Origin of the sequence: Pseudomonas sp. YH-1 (assembly GCF_051990045.1) — a bacterium.
GTDB classification, from domain to species: domain Bacteria; phylum Pseudomonadota; class Gammaproteobacteria; order Pseudomonadales; family Pseudomonadaceae; genus Pseudomonas; species Pseudomonas nicosulfuronedens.
On the sequence record NZ_CP178184.1, the window covers coordinates 5,914,048 to 5,939,338 of the forward strand.

49 protein-coding genes are annotated in these 25,291 nt (G+C 59.9%); 25 read left to right on the plus strand and 24 right to left on the minus strand.

Annotated elements, in window-relative coordinates; genetic code table 11:
* Nucleotides 1–2: 2 nt before the first annotated feature.
* From ACKI1H_RS27035 to ACKI1H_RS27140, 22 genes are all read right to left on the minus strand, one after another.
* Nucleotides 3–602, minus strand: coding sequence for a hypothetical protein (locus tag ACKI1H_RS27035; RefSeq protein WP_440466885.1), 600 nt, complete (start codon nucleotides 600–602; stop codon nucleotides 3–5).
* Nucleotides 603–604: 2 nt separating this feature from the next.
* Nucleotides 605–859, minus strand: a complete 255-nt coding sequence (locus ACKI1H_RS27040; RefSeq protein ID WP_440466886.1) for a hypothetical protein — start codon at nucleotides 857–859, stop codon at nucleotides 605–607.
* Nucleotides 856–1,023 carry a hypothetical protein gene (locus ACKI1H_RS27045; RefSeq protein ID WP_440466887.1) on the minus strand — a complete coding sequence of 56 codons (168 nt, stop codon included), beginning with the start codon at nucleotides 1,021–1,023 and terminating at the stop codon, nucleotides 856–858. The genes ACKI1H_RS27040 and ACKI1H_RS27045 overlap by 4 nt, the downstream gene beginning before the upstream one ends.
* Nucleotides 1,005–1,445: a hypothetical protein gene (locus ACKI1H_RS27050; protein ID WP_440466888.1), complete on the minus strand. Its 441-nt coding sequence runs from the start codon at nucleotides 1,443–1,445 to the stop codon at nucleotides 1,005–1,007. The genes ACKI1H_RS27045 and ACKI1H_RS27050 overlap by 19 nt, the downstream gene beginning before the upstream one ends.
* Complete coding sequence (locus tag ACKI1H_RS27055; protein WP_440466889.1) at nucleotides 1,445–1,720, minus strand: hypothetical protein; 276 nt, start codon at nucleotides 1,718–1,720, stop codon at nucleotides 1,445–1,447. The genes ACKI1H_RS27050 and ACKI1H_RS27055 overlap by 1 nt, the downstream gene beginning before the upstream one ends.
* On the minus strand, nucleotides 1,710–1,937 hold the full coding sequence (locus ACKI1H_RS27060; protein ID WP_440466890.1) for a hypothetical protein: 228 nt from the start codon (nucleotides 1,935–1,937) through the stop codon (nucleotides 1,710–1,712). The genes ACKI1H_RS27055 and ACKI1H_RS27060 overlap by 11 nt, the downstream gene beginning before the upstream one ends.
* A gap of 222 nt (nucleotides 1,938–2,159) precedes the next feature.
* Complete coding sequence (locus ACKI1H_RS27065) at nucleotides 2,160–2,477, minus strand: hypothetical protein (RefSeq protein WP_054908757.1); 318 nt, start codon at nucleotides 2,475–2,477, stop codon at nucleotides 2,160–2,162.
* A gap of 34 nt (nucleotides 2,478–2,511) precedes the next feature.
* A complete protein-coding gene (locus ACKI1H_RS27070) occupies nucleotides 2,512–2,703 on the minus strand; it encodes a hypothetical protein (RefSeq protein ID WP_440466891.1) in 192 nt (63 codons plus the stop codon).
* A 135-nt stretch (nucleotides 2,704–2,838) separates the two neighbouring features.
* On the minus strand, nucleotides 2,839–3,441 hold the full coding sequence (locus tag ACKI1H_RS27075; protein ID WP_440466892.1) for a hypothetical protein: 603 nt from the start codon (nucleotides 3,439–3,441) through the stop codon (nucleotides 2,839–2,841).
* Nucleotides 3,438–4,040: a recombination protein NinG gene (locus ACKI1H_RS27080; RefSeq protein ID WP_440466893.1), complete on the minus strand. Its 603-nt coding sequence runs from the start codon at nucleotides 4,038–4,040 to the stop codon at nucleotides 3,438–3,440. The genes ACKI1H_RS27075 and ACKI1H_RS27080 overlap by 4 nt, the downstream gene beginning before the upstream one ends.
* The gene (locus tag ACKI1H_RS27085; protein WP_440466894.1) at nucleotides 4,037–4,285 is read right to left on the minus strand and encodes a hypothetical protein; all 249 of its coding nucleotides are present in this window, start codon (nucleotides 4,283–4,285) and stop codon (nucleotides 4,037–4,039) included. Before ACKI1H_RS27085 ends, ACKI1H_RS27080 begins: the two co-directional genes overlap by 4 nt.
* Nucleotides 4,282–4,581 (minus strand): hypothetical protein, encoded by a 300-nt coding sequence (locus ACKI1H_RS27090; RefSeq protein WP_440466895.1) that lies wholly within the window; start codon nucleotides 4,579–4,581, stop codon nucleotides 4,282–4,284. The genes ACKI1H_RS27085 and ACKI1H_RS27090 overlap by 4 nt, the downstream gene beginning before the upstream one ends.
* On the minus strand, nucleotides 4,578–5,054 hold the full coding sequence (locus ACKI1H_RS27095) for a hypothetical protein (protein WP_440466896.1): 477 nt from the start codon (nucleotides 5,052–5,054) through the stop codon (nucleotides 4,578–4,580). Before ACKI1H_RS27095 ends, ACKI1H_RS27090 begins: the two co-directional genes overlap by 4 nt.
* A complete protein-coding gene (locus tag ACKI1H_RS27100) occupies nucleotides 5,047–5,211 on the minus strand; it encodes a hypothetical protein (RefSeq protein WP_440466897.1) in 165 nt (54 codons plus the stop codon). Before ACKI1H_RS27100 ends, ACKI1H_RS27095 begins: the two co-directional genes overlap by 8 nt.
* Nucleotides 5,204–5,389: a hypothetical protein gene (locus ACKI1H_RS27105; protein ID WP_440466898.1), complete on the minus strand. Its 186-nt coding sequence runs from the start codon at nucleotides 5,387–5,389 to the stop codon at nucleotides 5,204–5,206. The genes ACKI1H_RS27100 and ACKI1H_RS27105 overlap by 8 nt, the downstream gene beginning before the upstream one ends.
* Nucleotides 5,382–5,798, minus strand: a complete 417-nt coding sequence (locus ACKI1H_RS27110) for a hypothetical protein (RefSeq protein ID WP_440466899.1) — start codon at nucleotides 5,796–5,798, stop codon at nucleotides 5,382–5,384. The genes ACKI1H_RS27105 and ACKI1H_RS27110 overlap by 8 nt, the downstream gene beginning before the upstream one ends.
* Before the next feature lie 115 nt (nucleotides 5,799–5,913).
* The gene (locus tag ACKI1H_RS27115; protein ID WP_440466900.1) at nucleotides 5,914–6,087 is read right to left on the minus strand and encodes a hypothetical protein; all 174 of its coding nucleotides are present in this window, start codon (nucleotides 6,085–6,087) and stop codon (nucleotides 5,914–5,916) included.
* Nucleotides 6,087–7,487: a DnaB-like helicase C-terminal domain-containing protein gene (locus tag ACKI1H_RS27120; RefSeq protein WP_440466901.1), complete on the minus strand. Its 1,401-nt coding sequence runs from the start codon at nucleotides 7,485–7,487 to the stop codon at nucleotides 6,087–6,089. Before ACKI1H_RS27120 ends, ACKI1H_RS27115 begins: the two co-directional genes overlap by 1 nt.
* The gene (locus ACKI1H_RS27125; protein ID WP_440466902.1) at nucleotides 7,477–8,325 is read right to left on the minus strand and encodes a hypothetical protein; all 849 of its coding nucleotides are present in this window, start codon (nucleotides 8,323–8,325) and stop codon (nucleotides 7,477–7,479) included. Before ACKI1H_RS27125 ends, ACKI1H_RS27120 begins: the two co-directional genes overlap by 11 nt.
* Nucleotides 8,325–8,912 (minus strand): GIY-YIG nuclease family protein, encoded by a 588-nt coding sequence (locus ACKI1H_RS27130; protein ID WP_440466903.1) that lies wholly within the window; start codon nucleotides 8,910–8,912, stop codon nucleotides 8,325–8,327. Before ACKI1H_RS27130 ends, ACKI1H_RS27125 begins: the two co-directional genes overlap by 1 nt.
* A gap of 3 nt (nucleotides 8,913–8,915) precedes the next feature.
* The gene (locus ACKI1H_RS27135; protein WP_440466904.1) at nucleotides 8,916–9,119 is read right to left on the minus strand and encodes a hypothetical protein; all 204 of its coding nucleotides are present in this window, start codon (nucleotides 9,117–9,119) and stop codon (nucleotides 8,916–8,918) included.
* A gap of 1 nt (nucleotide 9,120) precedes the next feature.
* Nucleotides 9,121–9,723, minus strand: a complete 603-nt coding sequence (locus ACKI1H_RS27140) for a hypothetical protein (protein ID WP_440466905.1) — start codon at nucleotides 9,721–9,723, stop codon at nucleotides 9,121–9,123.
* Nucleotides 9,724–9,786: 63 nt separating this feature from the next.
* On the opposite strand from ACKI1H_RS27140, the gene ACKI1H_RS27145 reads away from it, so the two are divergent.
* Nucleotides 9,787–9,999: a hypothetical protein gene (locus ACKI1H_RS27145; RefSeq protein WP_440466906.1), complete on the plus strand. Its 213-nt coding sequence runs from the start codon at nucleotides 9,787–9,789 to the stop codon at nucleotides 9,997–9,999.
* On the opposite strand, the gene ACKI1H_RS27150 is transcribed toward ACKI1H_RS27145, so the two are convergent.
* Nucleotides 9,980–10,192, minus strand: coding sequence for a hypothetical protein (locus ACKI1H_RS27150; protein ID WP_440466907.1), 213 nt, complete (start codon nucleotides 10,190–10,192; stop codon nucleotides 9,980–9,982). The two genes, ACKI1H_RS27145 and ACKI1H_RS27150, sit on opposite strands and share 20 nt — an antisense overlap.
* Nucleotides 10,193–10,289: 97 nt before the next feature.
* On the opposite strand from ACKI1H_RS27150, the gene ACKI1H_RS27155 reads away from it, so the two are divergent.
* The 19 genes from ACKI1H_RS27155 to ACKI1H_RS27245 all read left to right on the plus strand — a co-directional run bounded on the left by ACKI1H_RS27155 (nucleotide 10,290) and on the right by ACKI1H_RS27245 (nucleotide 22,570).
* Nucleotides 10,290–10,949, plus strand: coding sequence for a DEAD/DEAH box helicase family protein (locus ACKI1H_RS27155; RefSeq protein ID WP_440466908.1), 660 nt, complete (start codon nucleotides 10,290–10,292; stop codon nucleotides 10,947–10,949).
* On the plus strand, nucleotides 10,915–11,706 hold the full coding sequence (locus ACKI1H_RS27160) for a HipA family kinase (RefSeq protein ID WP_440466909.1): 792 nt from the start codon (nucleotides 10,915–10,917) through the stop codon (nucleotides 11,704–11,706). Before ACKI1H_RS27155 ends, ACKI1H_RS27160 begins: the two co-directional genes overlap by 35 nt.
* The gene (locus ACKI1H_RS27165) at nucleotides 11,703–12,581 is read left to right on the plus strand and encodes a hypothetical protein (RefSeq protein WP_440466910.1); all 879 of its coding nucleotides are present in this window, start codon (nucleotides 11,703–11,705) and stop codon (nucleotides 12,579–12,581) included. The genes ACKI1H_RS27160 and ACKI1H_RS27165 overlap by 4 nt, the downstream gene beginning before the upstream one ends.
* A gap of 17 nt (nucleotides 12,582–12,598) precedes the next feature.
* A complete protein-coding gene (locus ACKI1H_RS27170) occupies nucleotides 12,599–13,084 on the plus strand; it encodes a hypothetical protein (RefSeq protein WP_440466911.1) in 486 nt (161 codons plus the stop codon).
* Between the two features lie 36 nt (nucleotides 13,085–13,120).
* The gene (locus ACKI1H_RS27175) at nucleotides 13,121–13,951 is read left to right on the plus strand and encodes a hypothetical protein (protein WP_440466912.1); all 831 of its coding nucleotides are present in this window, start codon (nucleotides 13,121–13,123) and stop codon (nucleotides 13,949–13,951) included.
* A gap of 575 nt (nucleotides 13,952–14,526) precedes the next feature.
* On the plus strand, nucleotides 14,527–15,054 hold the full coding sequence (locus ACKI1H_RS27180; protein WP_440466913.1) for a hypothetical protein: 528 nt from the start codon (nucleotides 14,527–14,529) through the stop codon (nucleotides 15,052–15,054).
* 39 nt (nucleotides 15,055–15,093) lie between these two features.
* On the plus strand, nucleotides 15,094–15,564 hold the full coding sequence (locus ACKI1H_RS27185) for a hypothetical protein (RefSeq protein ID WP_440466914.1): 471 nt from the start codon (nucleotides 15,094–15,096) through the stop codon (nucleotides 15,562–15,564).
* A gap of 140 nt (nucleotides 15,565–15,704) precedes the next feature.
* Complete coding sequence (locus tag ACKI1H_RS27190; RefSeq protein ID WP_440466915.1) at nucleotides 15,705–16,016, plus strand: hypothetical protein; 312 nt, start codon at nucleotides 15,705–15,707, stop codon at nucleotides 16,014–16,016.
* On the plus strand, nucleotides 16,013–16,219 hold the full coding sequence (locus tag ACKI1H_RS27195) for a hypothetical protein (RefSeq protein ID WP_440466916.1): 207 nt from the start codon (nucleotides 16,013–16,015) through the stop codon (nucleotides 16,217–16,219). The genes ACKI1H_RS27190 and ACKI1H_RS27195 overlap by 4 nt, the downstream gene beginning before the upstream one ends.
* Before the next feature lie 106 nt (nucleotides 16,220–16,325).
* Nucleotides 16,326–16,547 carry a hypothetical protein gene (locus ACKI1H_RS27200; RefSeq protein WP_440466917.1) on the plus strand — a complete coding sequence of 74 codons (222 nt, stop codon included), beginning with the start codon at nucleotides 16,326–16,328 and terminating at the stop codon, nucleotides 16,545–16,547.
* Between the two features lie 2 nt (nucleotides 16,548–16,549).
* Nucleotides 16,550–16,708 (plus strand): hypothetical protein, encoded by a 159-nt coding sequence (locus ACKI1H_RS27205; protein ID WP_440466918.1) that lies wholly within the window; start codon nucleotides 16,550–16,552, stop codon nucleotides 16,706–16,708.
* A gap of 185 nt (nucleotides 16,709–16,893) precedes the next feature.
* Complete coding sequence (locus tag ACKI1H_RS27210) at nucleotides 16,894–17,961, plus strand: hypothetical protein (RefSeq protein WP_440466919.1); 1,068 nt, start codon at nucleotides 16,894–16,896, stop codon at nucleotides 17,959–17,961.
* Between the two features lie 8 nt (nucleotides 17,962–17,969).
* Complete coding sequence (locus tag ACKI1H_RS27215) at nucleotides 17,970–18,725, plus strand: ERF family protein (RefSeq protein WP_440466920.1); 756 nt, start codon at nucleotides 17,970–17,972, stop codon at nucleotides 18,723–18,725.
* Between the two features lie 3 nt (nucleotides 18,726–18,728).
* Nucleotides 18,729–19,355, plus strand: a complete 627-nt coding sequence (locus tag ACKI1H_RS27220; RefSeq protein WP_440466921.1) for a YqaJ viral recombinase family protein — start codon at nucleotides 18,729–18,731, stop codon at nucleotides 19,353–19,355.
* Nucleotides 19,352–19,738: a hypothetical protein gene (locus ACKI1H_RS27225; protein WP_440466922.1), complete on the plus strand. Its 387-nt coding sequence runs from the start codon at nucleotides 19,352–19,354 to the stop codon at nucleotides 19,736–19,738. The genes ACKI1H_RS27220 and ACKI1H_RS27225 overlap by 4 nt, the downstream gene beginning before the upstream one ends.
* Complete coding sequence (locus ACKI1H_RS27230; protein WP_440466923.1) at nucleotides 19,735–20,355, plus strand: DUF1566 domain-containing protein; 621 nt, start codon at nucleotides 19,735–19,737, stop codon at nucleotides 20,353–20,355. Before ACKI1H_RS27225 ends, ACKI1H_RS27230 begins: the two co-directional genes overlap by 4 nt.
* A gap of 87 nt (nucleotides 20,356–20,442) precedes the next feature.
* The gene (locus ACKI1H_RS27235) at nucleotides 20,443–21,051 is read left to right on the plus strand and encodes a DUF1566 domain-containing protein (protein WP_440466924.1); all 609 of its coding nucleotides are present in this window, start codon (nucleotides 20,443–20,445) and stop codon (nucleotides 21,049–21,051) included.
* Between the two features lie 75 nt (nucleotides 21,052–21,126).
* Nucleotides 21,127–21,573, plus strand: a complete 447-nt coding sequence (locus ACKI1H_RS27240) for a hypothetical protein (RefSeq protein ID WP_440466925.1) — start codon at nucleotides 21,127–21,129, stop codon at nucleotides 21,571–21,573.
* A gap of 118 nt (nucleotides 21,574–21,691) precedes the next feature.
* Entirely contained in the window at nucleotides 21,692–22,570 is an 879-nt protein-coding gene (locus ACKI1H_RS27245) for a hypothetical protein (protein WP_440466926.1), read from the plus strand.
* A 20-nt stretch (nucleotides 22,571–22,590) separates the two neighbouring features.
* On the opposite strand, the gene ACKI1H_RS27250 is transcribed toward ACKI1H_RS27245, so the two are convergent.
* A complete protein-coding gene (locus tag ACKI1H_RS27250; RefSeq protein ID WP_440466927.1) occupies nucleotides 22,591–22,806 on the minus strand; it encodes a hypothetical protein in 216 nt (71 codons plus the stop codon).
* Between the two features lie 88 nt (nucleotides 22,807–22,894).
* Here ACKI1H_RS27250 and ACKI1H_RS27255 point away from each other — a divergent pair, with 88 nt between their 5' ends.
* The 5 genes from ACKI1H_RS27255 (at nucleotide 22,895) to ACKI1H_RS27275 (ending at nucleotide 25,290) form a co-directional block, all read left to right on the plus strand.
* Complete coding sequence (locus ACKI1H_RS27255) at nucleotides 22,895–23,980, plus strand: hypothetical protein (protein WP_440466928.1); 1,086 nt, start codon at nucleotides 22,895–22,897, stop codon at nucleotides 23,978–23,980.
* Complete coding sequence (locus ACKI1H_RS27260) at nucleotides 23,977–24,297, plus strand: DUF4406 domain-containing protein (RefSeq protein ID WP_440466929.1); 321 nt, start codon at nucleotides 23,977–23,979, stop codon at nucleotides 24,295–24,297. The genes ACKI1H_RS27255 and ACKI1H_RS27260 overlap by 4 nt, the downstream gene beginning before the upstream one ends.
* Nucleotides 24,297–24,530, plus strand: a complete 234-nt coding sequence (locus ACKI1H_RS27265) for a hypothetical protein (protein ID WP_440466930.1) — start codon at nucleotides 24,297–24,299, stop codon at nucleotides 24,528–24,530. The genes ACKI1H_RS27260 and ACKI1H_RS27265 overlap by 1 nt, the downstream gene beginning before the upstream one ends.
* Before the next feature lie 275 nt (nucleotides 24,531–24,805).
* Nucleotides 24,806–25,000, plus strand: a complete 195-nt coding sequence (locus tag ACKI1H_RS27270) for a hypothetical protein (protein ID WP_440466931.1) — start codon at nucleotides 24,806–24,808, stop codon at nucleotides 24,998–25,000.
* Nucleotides 25,000–25,290, plus strand: a complete 291-nt coding sequence (locus ACKI1H_RS27275) for a hypothetical protein (RefSeq protein WP_440466932.1) — start codon at nucleotides 25,000–25,002, stop codon at nucleotides 25,288–25,290. Before ACKI1H_RS27270 ends, ACKI1H_RS27275 begins: the two co-directional genes overlap by 1 nt.
* Nucleotide 25,291: the final 1 nt, after the last annotated feature.

Here is a 25,291-nt window from a genome sequence, read left to right on the forward strand (position 1 = left end):
GCTCAGGCTTCCTTCGATAGCTCATCCATCAGCTTGGACAGCTCGTCCGAATCGGTCGGGGTGTCTTTGTCGTCCAGGCCGAATGCCTGGCGCTCCAGGATTTGCAGGTTCTTCATGGCCGAGGACAGCTGGAACAAGGTCTTGGCGTTGCTGGGCAGCGCGACTGCGGCGAGCATCGTGGCCCTGCGCATTCCGTTCTTGTCCTCGCGCGTCTCGTCCTCGATCGCGTCTTCGATCTCTTCCCGCTTGCGGATGGTCAGCAGCAGGTCGTCCATCAGCAGATCAGCAAGGTTCGTGGCCTTGCGGATGTCGCGGCGATGGGAGCGAACAACGGTGGCACCTTCCTGGGCGGCCTCCTCGATTATCCCTGCATCATCCTCAGGGTTCGCAGGTTGATCGTCGCGAACCTCGCCGCGAACAAGCTTATTGCGAACTTCCTTGCGGACCTGCTCGGAAAGGTCACGCTCCCAACCACCAGCCTTGGCCCGCTTGCGGATGGCGGTGTCGCTCACTCCGTGGCGGTCGGCAATGGTGCGGATCGATAGGGCCCCGGCGCGGAAGGCGCGCTCAATGGCTTCCCAGTCGGTTTGCTTGGTGCTCATCTCTATTCCCGCGCGAACACGGCATCCATCCAGGAAGCTTCGCCGAGCCTGAACATCGCCAATACCTGAAGGTCATCAGCCTTCGGGCCGAAGCCGAAGATCTCGACCTCGCCACTCTCGCCCATCATTGCCAGGGCGCCGATTTCGCATGGCGAGAGCTCGCCGCTCTTCAGTTGAGCGATGATCTTCTCCAACGCTTGGATCGCATCACGCCAGCCTTCACGCTCGAACTGGACGACCTTGAGGTCTGCGCTCATTTGGCATCCTCGAACGCGATCTTCATGCCGCGCGTGACGGTGGAAGCGATCTTCTCGCCGTCAGGCTCCATGCCGGTCAGCCAGGCGAACAGCATGCAGGCGCGCAGGTATGCGATTACCCACCAGGAACGCTTGATGGAGACAGTCAGTGAGCAAACGGCCATGGAGCTTTCCTCGGCCCGTATGTTCTCTTGAGCGCAGCACGCAGAGCATCCATGACCGGTGAAGGCGCTTCGATCCGGTACAAAGCCTGCTGAGCCATGAGCTCGATGGCTTCCCTGGCTGCAGTCACATTCTGGTCGATACGCTCACGCCAACCTGGAATCTGCGGTTGCCCGCTGAACCTGAGCGCATTGCCGAACTTCATCATGCAGCGCTCGACTGCGGTCTCTTCGCGCTCTACCAGCTCGTAGCGCTTGATCACGTCGAAGACGCCGATGGCTTCTTGCTCTGTGGGCAGCATCTCGACCTCAACGCGAACCACGTCGTCGTGGCGCATCTCAAGCTTGATGCTGGTGACCTTGCACTCAGGCAGGCCAAGAGCCTCGATAACTTGCTGGCCAATCTGGCGAGTGGTGACGGCCATCAGCAAGTAACCACCGGCTGGCCGAGGAAGTACGGATCATGCGGCCGACGGAATGGCCACACATCGTGCGATCGCTTCCCGGTCTCGCGGATCGACTCAACGATCTTGTCGAGATCGCCAGTGGGCGCCTTGATATCGACCTTGACCTCTGGCGTCACCTTCACGAAGACGGTCTTCAGGTGATCCTTGATCGACTGCCATTGCTCGGCGGTAGGCTCGGAGCCGTTCAGCTCAACGAAGCCTTGCAGCCAGTAGGAGAACTGTTCAGACGTCATCTTGCTTCACCTCTCGCGGAATCGAGGGCTGAACGATCACCCGGGACACCGCAACCGCCACGCCGAGAACCATGTTCACGGCAGCAAAGATCATCGGGTCAACCGCGCCCTGGAATGCAGACCATCCAGTTGCAGCGGCGTTGAGCGCCACTCCGAGGATGGAAAGCTGCACACTGCTCAGCCGCCACCAGTGCTTGGCTTCAGGGATGAGCTTCATCGGGTTTCACCGCGGGTAGTTGTTCGAGGCTTTCGGCGTAGCGCTTCCACTCGGCCGCTTCTTTCATGGCCTGGCGGAGCTTTCGCCGGATCGGTCCAATTGGTTCGCACTGGCAGTCGCACTCGCGAACTACCGGTGTCGGCGTATACGGCCTGGAGGGCATCGGCGCCCTCACCTGCTGATTCGCGCACCCGGCGAGCAGGAGGACCAGCAGCAGCCGTTTCACTTCGGCCTCGTCTGAAGAACCAGCCCCTTCTGCCATTCCATGATCTGGGCGACTTTGAACCGGCTCTCTTGGGCTTCGACCCTCAGCGAGTCGATGAACTTGTCACTGCTGTCTCTGGCGCGCTCCAAGGCCTCGACCCGTTGGGTCAGAAGAGCCTGGCTTGTCTGGTAGTTGCTGAGCTGGGCGTTGATCGAAGAGAGCGACCCGATCACGAAGGTGAAGGCGCCAATCGCAGCAGCGGACAGGAGGGTCTGAACCACCGGGACCACGAGCTTAAACAAGGGACTGTCCGCAATGCGCGAAACGTCGGTCATTGCGTGTCTCCAGGAAGAAAACGCCGGGGACGTACTAGATAGGCCCGGCAGAGGGCGCTGGGGAGCGCGCGGAAATCTGTGATTGTCCGAGCACGCGAATTGGCAGGAACGGAAATTCCCGGCAGGCTCGGTCGTAGTCGTTGGGGTGGATCAGGATGCTATGGAGCGTGATTCCGCGTCTCTGCGCCTCGTAGTACCAGCGCTTGATGCGGGCTTCGAGGCTCATCCTGATCTCCGAAAACGACAAAGCCCCAGCGATTGGCTGGGGCTTTGGGGGTTGAACTTCTTCAGGGGGAAGTTCGAGTTATGGGAGGAGCATAGCGCCACCCGAGATATTTGGCAATGCTATATCGTTTCGATCTTACGCTGCCTCGCACATGAGGTTGATTGCCTGGCTTACCGGCGCCAATGCGGCCTTATCCAGGTCGTCGCAGGCGAGGAAGCAAGCATCGACAAACCCGCCCCACTCACGACTCCATGACTCACTGGCGAGCAGTGCGCCTCGCTCAGCCAGCAGCCATGCCCTGAAAGCCTCCGGAGAGGACAGAGGATCGACGCCTGAGCTCTGCCCGCCCTGGTGCATCCGGCGATAGCGGAACAGTACGCCGGCGGCGACTGCTTCGGCCTTTGGGATGCGCTTGGCATACATGCGCTCGCCACGGCTGTAGGCCACGTCAAAGACCATCCGCTCCGACCGCTCCCGCAGGTCATCCGGGCAGCCCATGCGGCCTTCCGGTGCGTAGAGGTGATGTCCGAACACCTGGAGCCCAACAGGAAGAGTGCAGATAGCTGTCTGCACCATGCCGGCCAGCGTGCGGTGGACGCAGGCGGCAACCGAACGGTTGATCTCCGACTTCTGCACCGCCACCCCGAGCTCCTGGATCATCGCGAAGTGGGCGGCGTTACCACTCTCCGCAGCGTGGAGGCAGTCGTGCCAGGCTGTGCGTGCGCTATTGAGCTTCATGCGGCTGTTCCCCTTTTCAGCTCGCGCACCTTGGCGCGGAATTCGGCCGTTTTTGCCTTGATCTCGTCGACGGTCCATTTCTGCGGGTCATGCGGCCCCTCGATCCAGAGCACAACCTCCTCACCAACGCGGCGTACCAGTTCAGGCCGGTATCCCATGATGTTGCCGCTCAGGTGGGAGTTGCAGATGGAGCAGGCACGATGCACGTTGCGCGGGTCGAAGCGCAGCGCCGGCGTGGATCCAACGCTGCGATAGTGCGAAGCGTGCCATTGGCCATCCCATGTGGCCTGGCGGCCGCAGCTCACGCAGGGAAGATGCGCGTCCCTGAGACGGATATAGGCGTTGAACGCGGCCTGGCAGTCCTTCAGGTGATCTGCCCTACTCTTCAGCTTCTCCCGGCGCACCTTGATCTCACGGCGTTCCCGCCGCTCGATCGACTTGCGCTCTCTGGCTTGCTTCCTGGCGAGCTTCTCGTTGGCGAGGACGATGGCGCAGTCAGTGCTGCACCAGGTCTGAAAGCCCTTGGCCGGGACGAAGGGGGCGCGGCAGGTCTGCACGGCGCACTTCTTTGCCTTGGGCTGGCGGGTGGAGAGCGTCATTTCGCCTCCTTTGGATCCACCAGGATCAAGACAGGTGCGCCCATGAACCATGTGGAGTCCTGGCCGCACTTACCGCAGGTCAGGCGGTCGTGCATCTGGTCGACCTCTACCGAACCAGCCCACCCGCCGCAGTTCCCCTGCCACGTCTTACAGTGGGGGCACATCTGGTCGCTGAAGCGCGTCTCAAGCCAGCACTGGCGCTCTTTGCGCTCGGCGAACTTCTTCAGCCACGTCCAGAACCTCATACGCTGACCTCCTTCGCCTTCTGCTGCTCGGGCTGGAAGTCGCCGCGGAGGGGCATGAGGTAGCGCTCATTGACCATGCCCCACGACCTTCCGGTGAACGATATGAAGTTTCCGCCCTGAACGATCCAGCAAGGACCATTTGCATCTTTCGAAATCAGCCGCGTTATCCCATCGGGACATTCGACGATGTCGCCTGGGAGAACTCTCGTGGTCACTTCAACCACCTTTCCGATGTTCTCCGGATTGATGCTGCAGCCAACTACCAGAGCGAGATCGCCAGCCTTGAACTTGCTCATGCCGCCACCTCACTCAGCAGATCGTCGAAGACCACGCCCTTCTCCGAGAACTCGGCGGCGATGGCGTCGGTGTAGGCAATGCCCTGGGCGCGATTGAACAGGCGGGTTACCGGGAAGCCGTCCGGGCCGAACATGGCGCACGGGCCCATGAGACGGATCTTCACCTCGTAGGGAAGGTCGAGGCAGATGCGGTTCCAGTCGTCACGGAAGTCGGCGTCGGCCTTGCGCATGATCGGCACGCCGAAGTGCAGCTTGCAGTACCGGCGCGCATCCTCGACGTCGTCCATGCCCATCTGGTCGGAGATGCGCTGGTACATGGCGAACCAGAGGGCGTTCTGATCCAGGGTGCGATCCTTGCCCGGGCGCATCGACACCACGACGAAGCGGTTCTGCTTGTACATGGCGGTAAGGGTACTGATGGCCTGGGACAGCTTCAGTGAGCTATTCACGCTGATCTTCTGGGTATCAGCCATGGTGTTGGTCCTCCAACGCCATCTCGGCCAGCAGCATCAGGATGTAGAGCCAGAAGATCGGCCACAGCAGGATGCAACGCCACGGCCGGCTGCTGCCGGCAGCAAGGGCCGTCAGGAAACAGCCAACCAGGTAGACGGTCACAATCGCCTCAGCCATTGCACGCCCTCCTCTCTACATCGATGCCGGCATCGCCGCGCTCGACGATCTCGTCGCCTATCACGCCGTTGGACTTCATCGACTCGAATGCCTGGTAGGCGTCGCGGTGGTCGTCGGCGAGGATGATCGCCACCCGGTGGGCGCCGTTGTGGATGTACTCGATCTCGAACTCAGCCATGGAGAGCCTCCTTCGCCAGAGCGGCGCGGCCGATGTTCCGAATCGCGCGCTTGGCGTTACCAAGCTCTTCGCGAGTCTGTTTGCGCTGGATGACGAGTTGCCATGCCCTCTGGCAGTGCTCGCATACCGGGTCTTCGGCCAGAAAATCGGCAATCTCCTCCATGTGGAGTCGGACGGGATATCCATGACTGCCAATATCGGTGAAATTCAGGGCCATCCAGACGTGCGTCTTGGAGCGGCCGCCCTGAGCGGTGAGCTCCGCACGGCGCGTCTGCGTGGTTTCCCATTTCCCGAGCTCGACGTTGACCGGGCATTTCGCCAGGGCTTCCCCGATCTCGCGACTGAGACGGGTGTTTGCCTGGGCTGCCCGCTCATGGCGAACGATGGCAGCGAGGTACTTATCAGTCATCACGCCACCTCCGCATTCGGCCAGATCGACTGCACGACCTGCAGCGGGTCGCAGTCTTCCATCAGGATGAGAACGAAGGGCGGATAGCCCGGCAGAATCACGGTCCAGGATCGTTTCATTGGGCGGCCCTCAGGCAGGAGGTGCGCACCAGGGTGAAGGTGCCTTCGAGCTCAGTCTTCGCCTGAGCAGCTGCGGTCTTGCATTGATCCAAGCTCTCCATCGGGACGTTGGTCATTGCCTCGCCCTTGGGGCCGAGGAACAGAACGATCAGGAAGTAGGACGCGATCATCACTGGACACCTCGCGGCTGATAGTTGGCCATCATCGACTTGGCCGAGGGCCGTTGCGGCTTGGCCTGCTGCTGTTGCTGTTCCTCACGCTGCTGGGCGCAGCTGACGAAGCGAGCGAACTCGCCCTGGAACTGCAGCAGGCAGAATCCAGGCTTCGCATGGCGGCACTTCACGACGTCCAGCTCGGTGATCCCGTTCTGGCCATGCGGGGAGTTCATGTCGCGGTGCGCCATGATGATCACGTCGGCGTCCTGCTCGATCTCGCCGGAATCGCGGAGGTCGCTCATCTTCGGCTTGGCGTCAGCACGGGTTTCGATGCTGCGGTTGAGTTGGGCCAGGGCGACTACCGGCACACCAAGCTCCTTGGCCAGGGCCTTCAGGCCGCGACTGATGGCGCCCAGCTCCTGGTTGCGGTTCTGCAGCCGGCTATTCGGCTCAGGGGCAATCAGGCCTAGGTAGTCGATGACGATCAGGCTCAGCGGCTTCGCGCGGTTCTCGAAGCGAGCAATGGCGCAGATGCGGCTAAAGGTCAGCGCGCCCTTGTCGCAGATGCGCACATCCCCATTGGCAACGTGATTCACAGCCGCGGTCATGCGGGTGATGGAGTCATCGCAGAGCAGAGCCTTTCCGGAGTCGATCATCCCTTGAGAAACGCCAGACAGCGCCGACAGAGAGCGCTTCGCCAATTCCGCCTGGGACATCTCCAGGGAAAAGACCAGCGCGGCGCCCTTGTTGCGCACTGCAATCTCGTCGGCCAGGCCAACCCCGAGGACAGTCTTACCGGTGCCAGGTCGGCCAGCGATGATCACCAAGTTGCCTGGGCGAAGGCCTTGGACTACTTCGTCCAGGTCCGGCAGGTTGAACTTCAAGCCGATGGGCTTGGTGCCGTTCAGGCGAATCTCCATGTCATCGAAGACAGGGATCATTGCTTCGCGCAGGGACACCACATCCGGGCGCTCATCCTGAGCGTTCAGGTCAAGGACGATGCCCTGGGCCTCGGCGATCTGCTCGGGAATCTTGCCGCGCTGCTGGGCCAGCTCCATCAGACGCTCGCCAGCGGCGTACAGGCTGCGAGCCTTGGAGCGCTCAACCACGATGCGACCATAGGTCTCGGCATTGGCCGAACTGGCTACGTTCTGCCAGAGCTCAGTCGCATAGACCATGGTCAGTTCGCCGCTGGGCAGTTCGACACGAACCTCAGCCAGCGCCAGGGGATCGGGCACGACCTTCTTCGAGTGGCAGCCGAGGATCATCGTGTACAGCAGGGCGTTGTCGGCTTCGCTGAAGTCGGCCGGCGACAGGAAGGCGCCTACGGTCTCACACAGGTCCGGGCGCTTCATCAGGGCGCCGAGAACACCATGCTCGGCTTCCATCGCGATCAGGGGGCGTTCATGCAGCATCGTACTTGCCCTCCATGAAGCGCTGGATCTTGCTTGCGGTAGTCAGGAACTCGAAGTCGGCGCGCCAGTTGCGGTTGTTCATGCCGAGCATGAACGGGCAGTCCAGGACGTCGTTGAACAGGCCCTCCCAGAACGAAAGGCCGCCATCGCGCACCGGGAACCCACCGTCGAGCTTCAGGTTGTATGCGGCACGGATGTGCTTGCGGTGAGCCTCGGTTAGGCCCATGCAACGCTTGAGCTTTCCGCCAAGGACCTGGTTGTACAGTTCGCGGATTTTCTCGTAGGGGATGCGATCAAGTTGGAACAGCTGGGCGGTCTGGCCGGAGTCTGGCTCTTGCTCTGCTCCCTGCTTCGGATCGGCAGGGGGCGAGGCGGAAGCGTCGACATGCTCTTCCTCTGGAATCAGAGAATCCGGAATCAGAGAATCAGGCGATCCTGGCGATTGCTCGTCACTGCCTTGGTTGTGCTCAGGCACTGCCTTGGTTGTGACTTGTTCTTTCTTTGGCTGTTTATCGCCACTGCCGGGAAGAGAACTGGCCTGCTCGCGGACATGAGGTGTCTGATGCTTGGCGAAGTTCAGCACCTGAATGAGCTTGGCCCCGGAAACCTCATAGCGCTGGATGAATCCAGCCTTGGCAAGGTTTTCCAACATCATGTCAGCGTCTACGTTGTCGTAGGGAAGAGCCTCTGCCTTGATACGCTTCGGGCGATCCTCAATGCGACCTTCCCGATCTGCGAGCATCCAGAGATAGACGAACAGGAGACGAGTTAGCGGATCAAGGTCTGCCAAGTCTTCGTTGGCCATGATCCCTGGTTTGATGTTGCGAGCGCGTGCCATTACCAGTCCTCCTGGTGTTCGAGTACGAGAGCCGGTTTCTGGCGGGCCTGGTATTCAGTAGGTAGGTGCTTGAGCAGGATGTCCTTGCAGACTGCCGCTGAGGCGAGCAACCAACGCGGGACCATGTCTTGGGTCGGTACGTTGAATCGAACCTTTCCATCCTCCGTCCACATCCGGATGCCATCGATGGCGGCACGCTCTGCGAGAATTGAGACCCTTTCCGACTCATCGGAAGCGGCAGTGATCTTGTCCAGGAAGGTTTCGATGGACAGGTAGTAAGCGCCATCGTTGGTGGTGGCCACCGAGAGACACCATTCATGAAGAGCATTCAGATACGTCTCTGCCCGGCCTCGAAAGAACTCACGACTCGGTGATATGCGCTCAAGGCTGAATTGCTCATGGATGGCCCGCTCAATCTGTTGCGGGTTCTCCACCTCTCCATAGAAGAGAAGGGAAAATGGAAGTGGCGCGGCAGTGGCACCGGAGAGTTCCGCACAGCGCTGCGAAGGGGCTCGCTCGGTCATGCCGATCTTGTAGACCCCGGGCATGGCGTCATTGCCCAGGCAGTAGATGAACCCGTAGTTCATGGGTTATGCTTCCTGTGTCAGATTGTTGAAAGCGCTCTCCTCGGCGGCCACCGAAGGACGAGCAATCGAAGCCCGCAGGTGCGCAAGGCACTTCCTGCGGGCTTCTTGTTTGTGGTCTTTGGAATAGCTGGTGCGAACTGCGCGGGCGAAGAGCATCGCCATCGCCTGGTGGTACTCCTTGCTCTGCACTTCAGCCTGGGCGGTCATGTCAGGCGATCTCGGCGGAGACTTTCTCGGCCTTCTCAGCCATCGCCACCGCGTGAGCGGCCAGGGCGCGGCAGGACAAGGCGAAACCGGGAAGGTGCGGCGCGTCGATGTGGTCGATACGACCGTCGGCGAGAATCTGGCCGCCAGCACCGGCGGCGTCACCGAAGTGCCCTACCAGCCCGCTGAAGGCGGTCATGGCGCACACGCCGTCCAGTCCTACCGCACGAACCGCCAGAAGCCCGTAGCGGCTTGCCAGCTCGATCAGGCAACGCTCTCGCCATTCAGGCAGCAGCGACTGAACCCAGGCCTCTTCAATCCAGGACGGGAACTCCACGGTGTCAGCTGCCAGCCAGCGCTGTACGCGCTTCAGCCATGCCCCAGAAAGGCGGGAATAGGTCTGGTGATCAGCCGTCTGGGTCAGTTCTTCAAGATTGGGGACTTCCTTCGCCGCGGCCTTCTCCGGAGCCATGGAATACAGGGCCTTGCTCAGCGCCTCGGCGAAGTCCTCCTTGCTCATGCTGGTGCGGCTGAGCATGTCGGATGCATGAGCGATCAGGACGGAGTCACGGGTGCTGCTGTGGGTTTGCTGTCTGGAAATGGACATTTTGTCGAAGGCCTCCTGGCCCTAACCTGTCATCACTCGATCAACCGACAGGGAAATCACCCCATGGCCGACCTCTCCGAACTACAGGGCGAAGTGCTCGCCCTTCGCTGCTTCGTCGCAGCGCTGATCTCTACCGCCCCGCTCGGCCAGCAAATGCGTGTGTGGCCGGCGTTCAATCACTACTCAGAACTGGTGCAGGACCGGCTGGATGACGCAGGCAAAGCAGCGTTCAACCATGCGGTCGTTAGGCTGTCGGCTAGGCAACAGCGCTGCTGATGCGGTCGGCCTGGTTCTTCGCCTTCGCGTCCAGGTCGGCGAAGACTTCAGGTTTGGCAATTCGAAGGAACATCAACCGAGCGCGAGGGATCCCGTGCTTGCGCCAGTCGCTTACTGACGGCGGCTTCACCTCGCACAGCTCGGCCACGCGGAATGTCCCGCCAAGGGCGTCGATAATCTCGTTGGGGGTCATGTCTGCTTTCTCTGCTGGTCAGATAAAGCAAATATTAGGCATGCCTTTCATTCCGGTCAATAGGAATACCTTAGATGGCGAATGTTAGGCTGCCCTAATGCGCACTCTTCAAGAACGACTCAAATTTGTGATGGCCGGGCCGCCAAAGATTTCCCAGGCGGCCCTTGCTCGCGCCTGCCATGTCAAGGCGCCGTCGGTAAACGATTGGATTTCGGGAAAAACGAAGAGCATCGAGGGGGAAAATCTGCTCAGTGCTGCAGCTTTCCTAAAGGTGCTACCGCTCTGGCTTGCGACGGGGAAGGGGCCAATGCGCGATGATGACGATCGCGCCAGCCGCACCCAAAAGGAAGGTGACTTTGTTCTTCATATGGCAACCGGATCAGGCAAGACCCATTTGCCGATTGCCGCACTGAAGGCAGCCCTTGAGGCTAGGCAGCAGGCGGAGTTACTCGAGACATTTGCGGCGCTGACGCTGATCCAACAGCATTTGCTGAAAGGCGACCTATCTAAGAAGCAAGCCGACCAGATTCGACGGATCAGAAATGATCTTGTGCATGGCCGGAAGCAGAAAGCCGACGACTATGTGGTGGTTCCTGAGCGGACAAAGGGCTTGCTCGAGTCTGCTTTCAGGGCTGAGGAAAGCGGAGAAAGCTCTGACGATCTGTTGAAAATGTACCAATTGAGCATGGAAAAAGAATTCGCACAGGAAGGTGTAGGTGCAGATGAGCCAGATAAATCCGCCGCTGGTCGACGCTGAGGTCGGTCTTTACTTGGGCGGTGACGCGGTCGAAGATCGCGAAATTCGCGGCAAGAATCCACTTTTCTACGGGCTAGTAAAGTTCTCGCAGGGGCGCCGCTTTCATGCCTATGTGAAGGTGCTTCCTCCAAAGCAAATGTATGCCGAAATGCTCAGCTCTGCGCTGGGGAAATACCTCGGACTTCCTGTCCCATACACCTCCGTCGTCGCCGCCCGTGGCGTAGACGTTGGAATAAGCGCCGACATGGTCCCGTGCCTGGCGAGCGTCGACACCGGCGCAATGCCTATTGCGCGCATGGTGCGCGCTGAAGAAGTCAACGACCTGCTCAATAAATGGGCTCATCGACGAACAGCCATCGTCTTCGATGAATTGATCGCAAATAGCGATCGCAACCTCCGCAACCTTTTGATGGGTGGAGATGGCCGTCTCTGGCTGATTGACCATGAAGAAGCCCTAGGCGACCCCCTTACCGCTCCTCATCGGACTGTCTGCAACCACCTGCTTAAGCGCCTCATGGCGGATGTGCAAAAATTCGAGCGCCGTCGCACCGGGCAGCTTTTGAGCGAGCAAGCCATCGCTCTAAACGATTGCGACTTCCGCGCACATGCGCTGAAAAGCCTTCCTGGGAACTGCCGGGTTGATGCCAATCATGTCGAAAGCGTTGTGGAATTTCTCAAGGCGCGCATCCATCATATGCCTCGACTTATTGGCCAAAGCATCGACCCGAATCAAGAGCATTTGGAGCTAGGCACGTGATCGAACACAGCGCCGAATTCTCAGACTTCCCCGAATTCCCAAGCTATGAGGCTTATTGGGCGCCTGTCTATATGGAGCCCGTAGTGCAATCAGGTGAAAGATTGACCATTGCGGTCGTGGCTCATGATGGGAAACAAACATCAGGGCAACTGGCCATCTCACGCAAGGCGCTCGAATGCCTCTATGGTGAGTCTGCGAGTGGTCTGGAAAGGATGATGACTCTCGCCCTGGACCGAGCTATTCGATTTGCTAGTAAGGGGTTCGATGGCGTCTTCTCCTCTGGGATGCATGGCATCACCATGGGCAGGAAACGTTCCTCACTTGGAGATGATCTCGAGGACGTAATCCTTCAGGGGATCAGCCTCACATCTAGCTTGAGCCAGATTCATGCCGAGGAATCTAAGTCGCCTCATGATCGCAGCACCTATTGGAAACGCGTGCAAAAAGCGATGGAGCGAGTGGATAAGTCTCTCGTGCCGCACTTTGGGCGCATGGTGGACGTATCTATCAAGGGATCGACCATATCAATGGCGTGCGATTACTTCTCTTCTAGACTCGCAGTTAACGTCTGCAGTCTTTCGGTCGATTATCGCGGAAGCCAATTATTTGATGCGGCCACCTCTAAGGTCTTCAAGCTAGAGCAATTGAAGGATCATGATGCCCTCCTTCGCCATGATCAGCGCGCCACAATGATGCTCGTCGTTCCATCCGAGTCGCAGATAGAGAACCTTAAGCCGGCAGCCAAGAAGAATTTCGACGATAGGATCCTACTGCTTCAGGACATGGCTGATAAACGTGATTTCGGGATTATCACGGTTCGCTCATCAATCGAAGGAGCGAAATCAATACGCGAGCTTGAACATCAGGCTGCTTAGTTGACAAGGAGGTTTTCATGCGCGCCGTAGCTGCAACAGTAGTTCTGCTAGCACTTGCCGGATGTGCCGGGAACCAGGTGAAGCCGTTGGAATTTGGGACCTTCCCTGCTTCCGAATACGAAGCTCTGCAGAAGTCAGGAAGCTCAACTGTCACAGGCCAGGTCTTCCTCAAAACCCGCGGCGGTGATGTGAAATTTGGCGCAGGAAGCGAAGTTGTGCTGATCCCTGCAACCTCATATTCGGCAACGCTGATGCAGGCTTACACAGAGGATCGACCGGCCGGGACACCAGATCCGCGCGTGAAGCAATATTCGCATCGGACGCAAGCTGACGGCTCTGGATATTTCACGTTCAGAAACGTCCCCGCCGGACGCTATTACGTCAACAGCAGCGTCAACTGGGAGGCCCCGACACAATTCGGCCTATCGCATCAAGGCGGATTCATCCTGGTGCCAGTGTCTGTTGGCGATGGAGAAGAAGCCCGCATCATGGTTACCAGATGAGGCGGCGCCACCGGCAGATCATTGGACAATGACGACATGCTCGAAGGTCTCGATCTAGTCGACAGGTTGATTGAGCTCCAGGTAGTCGATGGGCGCGAAACGGAAATCCGCCTCTGGTTAACGCATGACGACAAAGTAGCGATTTTTGATGCCGTCGAGAAATATGGAGCCCGAGCGCTCGAAAACGTCACCAAGGGCGGCGTAACGCTCTACTCGCGAGAGGTTCAGCAGGCTGTAGGCCACGATGCCAAATTTCTTGAGGCTGTCTTCTTATCAGAGGAGGCTCCTTCAAAGGCCAACGCCATTCGATACATCGGACCGGACAGAATCCTGCTGGCCTGGGCCGATCAAAAATACCCAGATAGCCCCATCCCCGCGATCGACTCCTACTCTCCATTTGCAGACAGGGCTAAGTATCAAACTCCAGGCATGTCCATCGGCGCCAGTCGAGTGATTTATGGAAATGAGTTCGTAGCCACTATGCAGCTACGAACCCCTCTCAAGGTCCTTGAGCAGCACGGTCGAATTGAGCGCTGCGAGGCGGCCGATCTTCCAAGGATTATCAAGGCACGCTGGGAAGGCATCTGGGGGCCTAAGACTTCATCCTTCCGCAGCTTGGGAATCGACATAGATGATTTTCCGCAAGGGAGCATGGCATCTGAGATCGGGCAAATAGACGCCGATGGCGGCGACCTCCTCCGCTTCCTGATTCTCGTAAAGCGCATTGCGCAATGCGATACCGACCGCATCGAGAAGGCAGACCTAATGCTGGCCGCTTCTAGCCTATGCGGGACTGGAGGCCATTCCTTTGACGCGTTTATGAGCAAATGGGGCGGCCCTGGAACTGTTCTTGATCGGCTAGCCTAAATCTCTACGCCACGACAGGCCCGCCATGCGCGGGCTTTTTCATGCCCCAAAGAAAAAAGTTAGGCATACCTATTGACCGACAAAGAAGGAACGCCTAATGTTTTATCAACGCCGAGCAACACACCGCCGGCCAGGCCACCGAGCCGCGCTCTTTAACAACTAGGTAGTGGCAGTAGCAGATAGCGAATCAGGAAACGCCTGACGGGACTCGTGGCGAAGCGCAGAAATGCGCGGGATCGAGGCGGCGAAACGGGTGGACTTGGACTCCCAAACGAGTGAAGCGAAGAGCTCTGCATACGGTTTCTGGATGCGCCAGCACGGGCTAAAACGACCAGATTACTGCCACTTCCTAGTTGCTGAAGAGCATCGCTCTTTAACAACGAGAAGACGAGCCAACAGGCGCCGAGTGAATCCGGCAATTGAGTTCTGTTGGACGGTACGAAATGCGCAATGCGCTCACCACCTGGAACAGGCGTGGGGGTTTGCGAGCTACACGAACGATTTCACTGATGCGCCTTGGAGACAGGGCGCATTGGGAAGTCACCAACGACACCCGGACATGCAGGAGAAACACCATGATCAAGAGCGCACGCGGTCAATTGCTGACTCCAGAAGAGGCCTTGGCTGAAGCAGAGGAGCTGAATCGTTTGGTCGACAGCATGGAGAAAGGCCGGGCGGAGCATCGCGCCCTGATGGCCAAGATGGAGGCTCGCGAGAAGCTGGAGCCTCTGTCCCTCCAGTTCGTCAACGCCGTCAAGCAGCTCTGCAAGGACTTCTCGGACCGGCAAGACCGGCCCTACATGGGTGACGTGTTCAGCGCCCTGGATGCGCTGCTGGTGAATGAGGGGATTCCGGTTTCCGCCACCTGGCAGGTCTCGCCAGAAGCTCAGATCAACGACGCCCCGCCAGAGATATTCAGCAGCGATCCCGACTACGCCTACATGCGCGGCTGGAACGACTGCCGCGCAGCTGGACTCGGCTCTTCGCCAGAGCAGGAGCCTGAGCCATTCCCGCAACCACGGCAGCAGTCGACCCCTTGCAACGAGTGCCACCTACAGCCTGGCGAGCGCTGCGACATCTGCGGAGCGAAAGCCCCAGCCTAACGCGCCCTACGCATACACAACACCGACAAGGACACCGAAATGACCATCACCACCATCAAAGCAGCAGAACTTCCCGCCTTCGGCCAACCCCTGGCCGGCGGCACCTTCTTCGCTCGGCAGTGGTACGGCGATTCCGAATACGCCCTGGTAGCTCTCGGCGCCGACGCTGAAGTCGAAGGCGAATGGGGCAAGTACGGCAAGAGTGTGGCGACCAATCACGGCGACGGCGAGGCAAATACCCGCGCCATGACTGAAGCGGGAAGCGAACTGGCGGCCAAGGTTCTGGCGCTGGATGCCTTCATCCCCTCGGCGCTCGAATCGCACCAGATGATGTTCGCCAAGCAGCAGGGCTACCTGAACGACCTGGACGAGAGCGAGTGGTACTGGTCGAGTTCGCAGCGCTCCGCCAACATCGCCTTCAGCGTGGACTTCCTCGGTGGCTACCAGAACAGCTACTACAAGCACTTCGGGCTTCGCGTCCGCCCCGTCCGCAGAGTGCTTATTCAGTAATTCATTCATTTACAGATGCCACTTCGATGAAGCGGCGAAACCGAACAGCGAATGAGTCGAGGGGCTTGATCGGCCAGACCTGACACGTCCGGGGAGGTGCCCGGCGTTCGCCCTTAATTTCCTCTTAGGAGGGTATCGCCATGACTTACACAGTGAGCATCGAGCAGTACGAACTGACGGTGAAGGTCACCGACTATTCCCCGGGGCGCCCGGGTAGGTTCAGCGGCCCCTGGGAAGATTGCTATCCCGACGAGCCGGAAGAACTGGAGTTCGAAGTTGTTTCTGGACTGGTCTACGACGAGGAAGGAAACGCGGAAGACCTTGGCCGCAACGGCTGCGCATCGGTATCTGAGATGTACGCCGAAGAGATTGAGGCGCGGCTTCTTGACCAACTTGAGCAGGACCGCGACGACGATGACTACGACCGCGGCGACGACTGGGAGGCAGCATGACCCGCTACGAGTTCATTAAGCGCGAGATTGAACTGTGCGCTACCTCGGTCTATCCGCCATCTCAGATCTCATACACGCGCGGCCTTCTGGCCATGGCTGAGATGGATTGCACCGTCACCCCCGGCGAATCCATCCGGCTGATGGCCGACATCATGGCCCAGGACAAGGCGCACACCGACAAGATTCTCGGGAGGGCGACATGACAATCACCATCGACCTGACCAAGGCCGCCAAGACCACCATCTTCGCGGCCTTTTTCGTGGGCAGCGTTCTGGCATTCGCCTGGGCTTTTGTGGGGATGGTGACGCCATGATCGGAGTTCAGCTTTTCGACGGCGACGCCACTTTCGTCAATAGCTTCACGAAGATCTGCTGGGGCGAAGAGTCTGGCCAGAAGTTCACCTTCGGCTTCAAGCCTGAGCGCGGCAAGAAGTTCGTCGTGATGCTGCTTGGCGAGGCCGACAAAGGCGCAACCGAATACGACCTTGAGGCCGCGCTTAATCGCCTTGGTTTCTATCGGAAGGAGGAATGACGATGCTCCGCAAAGCCCTCCGCAACGGTCTGATCCTCGCCCTCTTCTCCATGCTCGCCTTCTTCAAGGCCATCGAGTTCGCCGACTCGCTCACCGGGCGGCACACGGTCGAACAGCCCATCCAGTACCCGGTTCCACACCCGACCTCGGCGGGCCGCTAAGCGGATATCTGTAGGAGGTATTCGCCGGCGAGTGGCCTGGAGTTAACCCCGGCAGCCAAGCACCTAGCCCCTCCAGCCGGTCGGTACGACGGTGATCATCAGCGGGTGTGATTGGCCGAGTGGCGCACGTAACGCGCCTTTCCCCTTCCCTTTCAATCTCTGCCCTCGGGCGGATCGGAGAAATCATGTCTGCTGAAATGCAACTGGCCGCCGTGCCGCCCAAAGAAACCGCCCTGCAGGTCTACTCCACCGAGAATGGCTTGGAGCCGTATCTGCAAATCATCAAGGCCGAAATCGACTCGTTCGTGCCGGATGTGAGCACCCGCAAGGGCCGTGAAGCTATCGCCTCCATCGCCTACAAGGTGGCACGGTCGAAGACAGCCCTGGACAACGCCGGCAAGGAGCTGGTCGCCGAGCTGAAGGAAGTCCCGAAGAAGATCGACGCTGAGCGTAAGCGGATGCGCGATCTGCTAGACGCCTGGCAGGCAGATGTGCGCCGGCCGCTGACGGAGTGGGAAGAGGCTGAGGCGGCGCGTGTTGAAAAGCACACCGACGCGATCGACCACATGAAGTCGCTTTCAGTCGGCCTTGAGGCATTCGACTCCGCCTCAATCAGCAATCGAATCGCTGAAACAGACGCGTTCGTGATCGATGCCTCCTGGGAAGAGTTCGAAGCTGAAGCGCATCGCGTTAAGGCTGCCAGCCTCTCCACTCTTCGGGATGCCTTGGCCGGCCGCCAGAAGTACGAAGCCGAGCAGGCAGAACTGGAACACCTACGTGCCGAAGCTGCAGCCCGCGAGCAGAAAGAGCGCGAGGAGCGCATTGCCCGGGAGGCCGCTGAAGCCGAGCGCATCGCTGCTGAACGCCGCGCCCAGGAAGAACGAGACGCCGCCACTCGCCGCGAAGCAGAAGCAAAGGCAGCAGCAGAGCGCCGCGAGCTTGAACTAAAGCTGCAGGCCGAGCACGCAGAGCGCGAGAAGGTGGAAGCCCAGCGCCGCGCCGAACAGGCAGAGCGGGACGCCCAGACCCGCATTGAGGCAGCCGCTGCAGCGGAGCGCCAGCGACAGGCCGACGAGCAGGCCCGCATCGAGCGCGAAACGGCCGCCCGCGAAGCCGACAAGGCCCACAAGAAAGCCATCAACAACGAGGCCCTGGCAGCACTCATCGCCGGCGGCATGCCCGAGGAATGTGCCAAGCAGGCGATCACCCTGATCGCGCAGCGCAAGGTTCCTCACATCGTCATTCAGTACTGAGGTCAGCCATGAGCAACGCAGTCGCCCAGCGGCAGGAGAATGCCGCAGTCGTTCAGACTGGCGAGTCCGCCACGATTCTCCAGGTCATTCAACGCGCCGCAGCCGATCCGGCGTGCGACATCGAGAAGATGGAACGCCTGATGGCCATGCACGAAAGGATGCAGGCCCGCGGTGCGGAAGCCGAGTTCAACGCATCCATGGCCTCCATGCAAAGCGAACTGCCGAGCATTGCCGAACGTGGTGCCATCACCGTAAACGGCCAAAAGCGCAGTAACTACGCGACCTTCGAAGACATCAACGACATCGTGAAGCCGATCATGCAGCGGTTCGGTTTCGCGGTTAGCTTCCGCGTCGAGACGGTGCAGGCTGGCGTTTCGGTGACTGGAATCCTGATGCACCGCGCCGGACACCGAGAGCAGACGACGATGCTCGTCCCGCTAGACACGAGCGGCAGCAAGAACGCCGTTCAGTCTCTCGGGTCATCGGTCAGTTACGGGAAGCGCTACGTGCTGTCAGCACTGTTGAACATCACCACTCGCGGCGAGGACGACGACGGTAACGCGGCAGTACCGCCGAAGAAACTCGTTACTCCCGCGCAGGCGCAGCAACTGAACTCCCTTCTCTCCCAGTGCCTGCAGGACACCCAGGACGCCTTCGACGCTATGTACGGGTCAGTCGAGGGTGTCCCTTCTGCCGACTTCGACGCGGCATTAGCGCGGCTTACCAAGGCTCGCGAGCGCGCAAAGCAGCGCTCCAAGGAGTGAACCATGCAAGTCTTCAAAGAACTGGAGCAGGGCTCCCAGGCATGGCTGGACTGCCGCCTGGGCATCGCGACCTGTTCAGAACTGGACGTGTTGATGGTGAACGGCAAAGGCCAGGCCGGATTCGGCGTCGGCGCCTTCACCTACATGGACCGTTTGATTGGCGAACGGATCACCGGAGCTGAGGCAGAGCCATGGCGCGGAAACGGCAGCAGTGCGCGCGGTCACGAACTTGAGCCTGTTGTGCGCGACCTGTACTGCCTCCGCACCGAAACGGCACCGGAGCAGATCGAGCAAGTCGGAATCATTCTGAACCACGGCATCGGTTACTCGCCAGACGGATTGATTGGCGACCAAGGCCTGATCGAAGTGAAGACCAAGATCCCGGAAAAGTTGGTCAGCGTGATCATCGCCGGCGAGCTGCCGTCCGAGCACGCAGCCCAATGCTATGGCGGGCTCTGGGTTTCGGAGCGTGAGTGGATCGACTTCCTCGGTTACTGGCCGGGCATGCCGCTCTGCATGGTGCGCGTCCACCGCGACGAGGCCTACATCCGCAAGCTTGCCGAGCGAGTGAAGACCTTCTACGAACTTCTCGACGAACGCATGGAGAAAGTCATGGGGGTCGCAGCATGATCTCCATCGACTACCGCACCACTCCCCTGACCGATATCAACCGAGCGGAGATCGCCGGCTTGGTTGCGCAATTCCTCTCAGGCGGCGGCCAGATCGACATTGTCCCATTCGGCAAATCCGGCGAGACAGACGAACTCTGGAACAAGCGAGGCCGGGAGCCCAGCAAAGCACGCTCCGGCCAAACCGACGCGGCACACGCCAAGTTCCAGGACAACAAGCGCGAGAAGCGCCGATTACTCGCCCGCACAGTTCAATACTGCGCTGAACAGGGTATGACCGTAAGCGCCACTGCAGATGCGATGGACCTTGATCGGGCAACTGTCCGCAAGATCGCCGCCGAACACCTCATCAGCTTCCCACGCAAGAACAAGGAAATCACATGAAACAGGACATGATCACTGTGAAGACCCCGGAAGGCCTGATTCTCAAGGTCCCGGCTCACGTAGTTGCCACCACCTTCGTCGCGGCTGCTCTGGCCCATGTTGGCGTCACTCAGCAGGCGCAGGCCCCAGCAGTCGAGGAGATCACCAGCGACCAAGCTGTTCCGGCAGTCGGCGCTTACTGGCCGGGACAAGGTGGCCACAACGCCGGCTTCGTTCCAGCCCGCGATGGCATCCCCGCGCACTACCTGGTCTTTGCTGCCAAAGACATTGGCGATCGCGCCTGGGGTGGACGCGGCAACGAGTCGAAAGCCACCAGCAAGGTCGATGGCCTGGCCAACACTCAAGCCCTGTTAGCTGAAGGCGGTCACCCCGCAGCTACCGCGTGCACAGAACACCAGGCTGACGGGCATTCTGACTTCTACCTGCCGGCCGCTGCCGAACTGTATCAGGGCTGGGTGAATACCCCCGACCTGTTCGCGAAGGACTGCTACTACTGGTCGAGCACGCAGCGCTCCGCCAACAACGCCTTCCCCATGGACTTCGACGATGGCGACCAGATCACCAGCGTCAAGTACTACGAGCTTCGCGTCCGCCCCGTCCGCAGAGTGTTCATTTGATCATTCAGTAATTCATCTGGCCGCCAGGCCATCACCTTCCCAGGGCGCATAGGCGCCTTTTTTGTTGCCCGAAAAGAGGAATCAACCATGCAAGCAGCAGCACAGGCAGCAACCATCCTTCCCGAGATCGGCCAGCACTACGGCGGCGGCTTCGTCTCCGGCTTCTACCTCCAGGATGGCAGGCGTTACGTCTCCATCACCGCCGGCGCCGAGCATGAACTGACCGGCGAGTGGGGTGAGTACGGCGTCAAGATCGAAGGCGCGGACAGCATGACCGACAGCCGGGCGAACACGGAGGCAATGGCAGCCGCCGGTAGCGAACTGGCGCAGCAGGTTCTCGCGCTGGAGATCGGCGGCCATACCGACTGGGCTATCCCGGCGCGCGACGTACAGGAGCTGCAGTACCGCAACCTGAAGCCGACCACCAACAAGAACTATGCCTGGGGCCGCGACGGCGAGAACCACTCGAGCCTTCCGCCCGGCGATCTGTACAGCGAGGAATCGCCGGTACAGACCACGGTCGAGGCCTTCAAGGCTGGTGGCCAGGAAGCATTCCGACCCGAATGGTACTGGTCGAGTTCGCAGCGCTCCGCCGGCACCGCCTTCGGCATGTACTTCAACGCTGGCTACCAGGACTACTACGGCAAGTACCTCGAGCTTCGCGTCCGCCCCGTCCGCAGCCAGCTCATTCAGTAATTCATTCATTTAACCGCCCGGCAACGGGCGGCTTCCCAAGGAGGGGAATGCCATGGCGATGCACAGGAGTCAAAAATGCGAAATAAGCACGGCGGGTGCGGAACGCTGACCTATGCGCGCTGGAAGTCGATGATGCAGCGCTGCTACACGGAGTCGGCCAGCAACTATCAGTATTACGGAGCCCGCGGCGTGAAGGTATGCGATCGCTGGCACGACTTCGCGAACTTCCGAGAAGACATGGGCGAATGCCCGGACCGATCCATGACGCTGGATCGAATCGAAAACGACAAGGGATATGAGCCTGGGAACTGCAGATGGCTAACCCAGGCGCAGCAGAACAAGAACCGCACTCACTGTGTCCTGCTTGAGCACAACGGAATCACCAAGAACGTAGCCGACTGGGCCTCGGAGATAGGCATGACAGCCAATGCGCTCAGCATGCGCCTGCGTCTCGGATGGAGCGTCGAGAGGGCCTTGACTACTCCGCTCAAGTCTAGCCCCAAGCCACAAAAAGCATCCTGAGCCAATCGCAGAGGGCGCTCGATCAACGGCGCCATCACCAAGACCTTCCGGAAACGCTAACCCATCACCACGCCATCCGCTGCACTCGCGGCGCGGCGGCGCTCTACCTGGAGAAACCATGAACCCCTATTTCATCAAGGGTCCGGCGCAGATCGGTGTCAGCGCAGGACGTACATCGGCTTACATGCTCCACCGAATCCGCCTAGCGCACGGCGGACGGCTTCCAGCCGACGTCCATCCGCTGTTCGAGAACACGGGGAAGGAACGCCTGGAGAGCCTGGATTTCCTGGATGAGATCGATAGGCGCTGGAAAGCCGGGATCACTTATCTGGAATGGTGCAGAGAGTATGGCCAGCCAGAAGACGCGCCATGGTTCCGGGTGGTGGATTACAAAACAGCCAGCCGCCAGGGTGAGCCTTTCGAGATGATGCTCGACTACTACGCCCGCTATCGGCGCGAGGAAAAAGGCTTGCCGCCGGTTCTGCCGAACTTCTCGAACAACATGTGCACTGCCTATCTGAAGATCAAGGTGGCCGAGAAGTACATGCGGAGTCTTGGCTACGACCACTGGGACAGCGTGGCTGGAATCCGCTACGACGAACCACGACGGTATCACCGGATGATGGCGCAGAACGAGAAAGGAAGCGGTCGCTTTGAGTACTACACCCCGCTCTACCTGGACGGAGTTACCAAGGAGCAGGTAATGGAGTTCTGGAGCGAGCAGCCCTTCGACCTTGCCATCGACTCCGACTTTGGCAACTGCGATCTGTGCTGGAAGAAGATGGAAGCAAAACTCTACCGCTCCATCATCGAAGACCCTTCGCGGGTGATCTGGTGGTCAGGTATTGAAGAGAAGTTCGGCCAAGTCTTCCGCCAGGACCGCCCGAAGTACGCCCACATGGGGTGGTACGCCGAGCGGATGGCGACTCAAGAATCATTCGACTTTGAAGCAGCCGGCTTGGTGAGCGAGGACATCGACTGCTTCTGCGGAGACTAATCAGCATCGCGAATTGCTGATCACTCTTTGCTCCACGTCACCGTTCGCCCAAACGGTGGGTACATAGAGGTGCTGTCCTCAACGATGTATTTGGCCACCAACTCGCCGGCCGCGTTGAACTCGTCGTACCAGTAGGTATCGGTGTCTCTGCCGCTCTTCTGCTTCCACGTCGTGTTGGTCTGCTCAACACGGTGATCTTCGGGAATACCAATTTTTGCGCGAAGTTCTGGTTCCATCCTTCTCTCCTTGATCCTGCCCCATGCCGGGCCATCCGAACCTACCCCACTCCATGCCATTGCGCCACTACGGCGCGAGGACACCCCTATGCAAATTGAACGCAGCGGCGTCGTCATGTTTAGCGATGCAAGCCTCACTATTCGCGAGGATCGCGAACACATGGGCTGGAACGAGCAGAAGGCCTGGGAGCGCGATTTTAAGCGCCAGGTGTTCGCGCGCATCGTGCAGACGTTGAACCGCTTGGGCTACACCGTCGGCCCGAACACGCACATATTCACCGACAACAACAACCGTTACGCCAGAAAGGGCGACCTGCGCGCCGATCTGAAACTTTGTGGTCGCAGCATCACCCTTGATTTTTTCCAGAACGTGAGCGCTCCTGATCGGCCAGACCACGCCGGGCGATACCAGTCGGACAAGGAAGCGCACATGCCCTACCTAGTGCGACTTGAGATGGAGCGCACTCGCCGACGCATTCGGGCTTACCTCTGCAACGTTTTCACCGGCTATGTGTTCGACGACTGCTGGCGGGACGGGCGCAGCGAAAAGCGGGGGCCAACCGGAAAGACTGCCATGGAGTTCGTCGAGGGGTGTTGGCGCACAAGCCATCACTTCAATGGTGACTGGCCAGCCTGGCGCGACTCCTACAGCAAACCGGGCCTCATCAGCTGTTTCAACGCCAATCGCAGGACAGCAGATGGAAAGCTTCTCGATCAAGGACAGCGCGTCTACTTCGCCGGGCGGAAGGGCCGGATGCAGACCGGCATCGCCTTCTACAACATCAACAATATGTGGTGGGTGGTCTCTGGGAGGTACGGCGTAACCAACGAGGCAAGCTTCAGCCTGTACGCCGATAACCCGGGAGACCTGCGCTGCAAACGTAACGACGGCATTCGCCGCAAGCGCCTAGAGGCCGAACTGGCAAGGGCCACGAAACAGATGGACTTCCGCCGCGCCGAAGTTCTTCGAGACATCCTCTGGCCGCGCAACGAGCCCATCTATCTGCTCTGGCATAAGGGTCACAACGCTTACCACCGTGCCGGTTTTTCTGGCTACTCCACGAACCCCATCGACGCCGGGCGATTTACGCGTGAAGAGCTAACCGGCTGGGTGAAGAACGGTGCGATGGAAGACGATCTCGGTCGAATCGTCCCAGCTTCGGAGGCCGCATGAATCGCATATACCTCGCCGGCCCCATGACCGGCCTGCCGGAGTTCAACTACCCGGCCTTCCACGCCGAGGCCGCGCGCCTGCGCCAGCTCGGCTACCACGTCGAGAACCCGGCCGAGAACAACGCGCCAGCTGACACCACCTGGTCCGGCTACCTGCGCTTAGCCCTGGCACAGCTGATCACCTGCGACTCGATCGCCATGCTGCCGGGCTGGCACAACTCCGAAGGCGCCTGCCTTGAGTACCACGTTGCCAGCAAGCTGGGCATGCAGGCGCACACCGCCAGCCAGATCACCGAACCAGCAAGGAGCGCAGCCTGATGGGCTACATCAACCCACTCCTGCGCCTACCAGCAGGCAAGGCGCTGCTGGAGCTGCCGGCGGAGGACAGGGCACGAATCGAGGCCGTGATGCGCGAGCTTCGTGACCAGGCGAACGCCGAAGCTGAATGCGCGTGGAAGCGCCGTAAGGGGCCGATGGCTGCCTACTGGCGCGCGGTATCGACCTACGCGCGCCACTTGGCGCACGCCCTGTCGAGCGGAGGCAACCCATGACCAGCCCCACCTTCTGCCGCCGCACTCTCCGCCCCATCCCCGAATGCGACTGCCTGCGCTGCAGGCCTGTCCCGCCGAAAGGTGACAGCGATGGCTGACGGAGAGCGCTGCGACTGCCTGAACCAATGCGGCGACGACCATCGGGTCGGCCTCTATCAGGTCGAGCCGTGCGCTGACCGCTTCCGAATCGCCAAAGCCCGACGGGCTGAACTGGTCCGCCTGGTCAGCCTTTACGAGGACGCCATCCGTTGGCGCCAGCTCCAGGGAGAAACCCCATGCAAGACATCCAACTGACGGTCGAGCACCGCCAGGCAATGGACGGCGGCTATTGCCGAATCGATGGGCTGCCCGAGGCACTCTTCATGGTGCCGGAGGACATTCGCCAGCTCGCCCGCCAGCTGAACCAGATCGCCAACGACGCCGACCAGGGCGCCACCGGCACCATCCAATACCCCGTAGAGGCCGACTGATGGACGTCAAGATCCTGGCCGCCGAAGCGGCTCTACGAAAGATGCTGCAGGGCGGCCACTTCGACATCTGCTGCATCAAGAACGTCGCGGATATGCTGGAGATCATCCCCGACCGCGAGACCATGAACATCCTGAAGACCCTGCACTGCGTCGACTACAACCAGATGCCGGCAGGCCTGCTGGCGGAACTGCCGACGCTGATCCATCGAGTCCTGAACTCGCCTCGCTTCGACACCTCGCGCATCAATATCCTCGAATCGGAAGGCCAGCTGAAGCTGGTCAAGGGGTAAG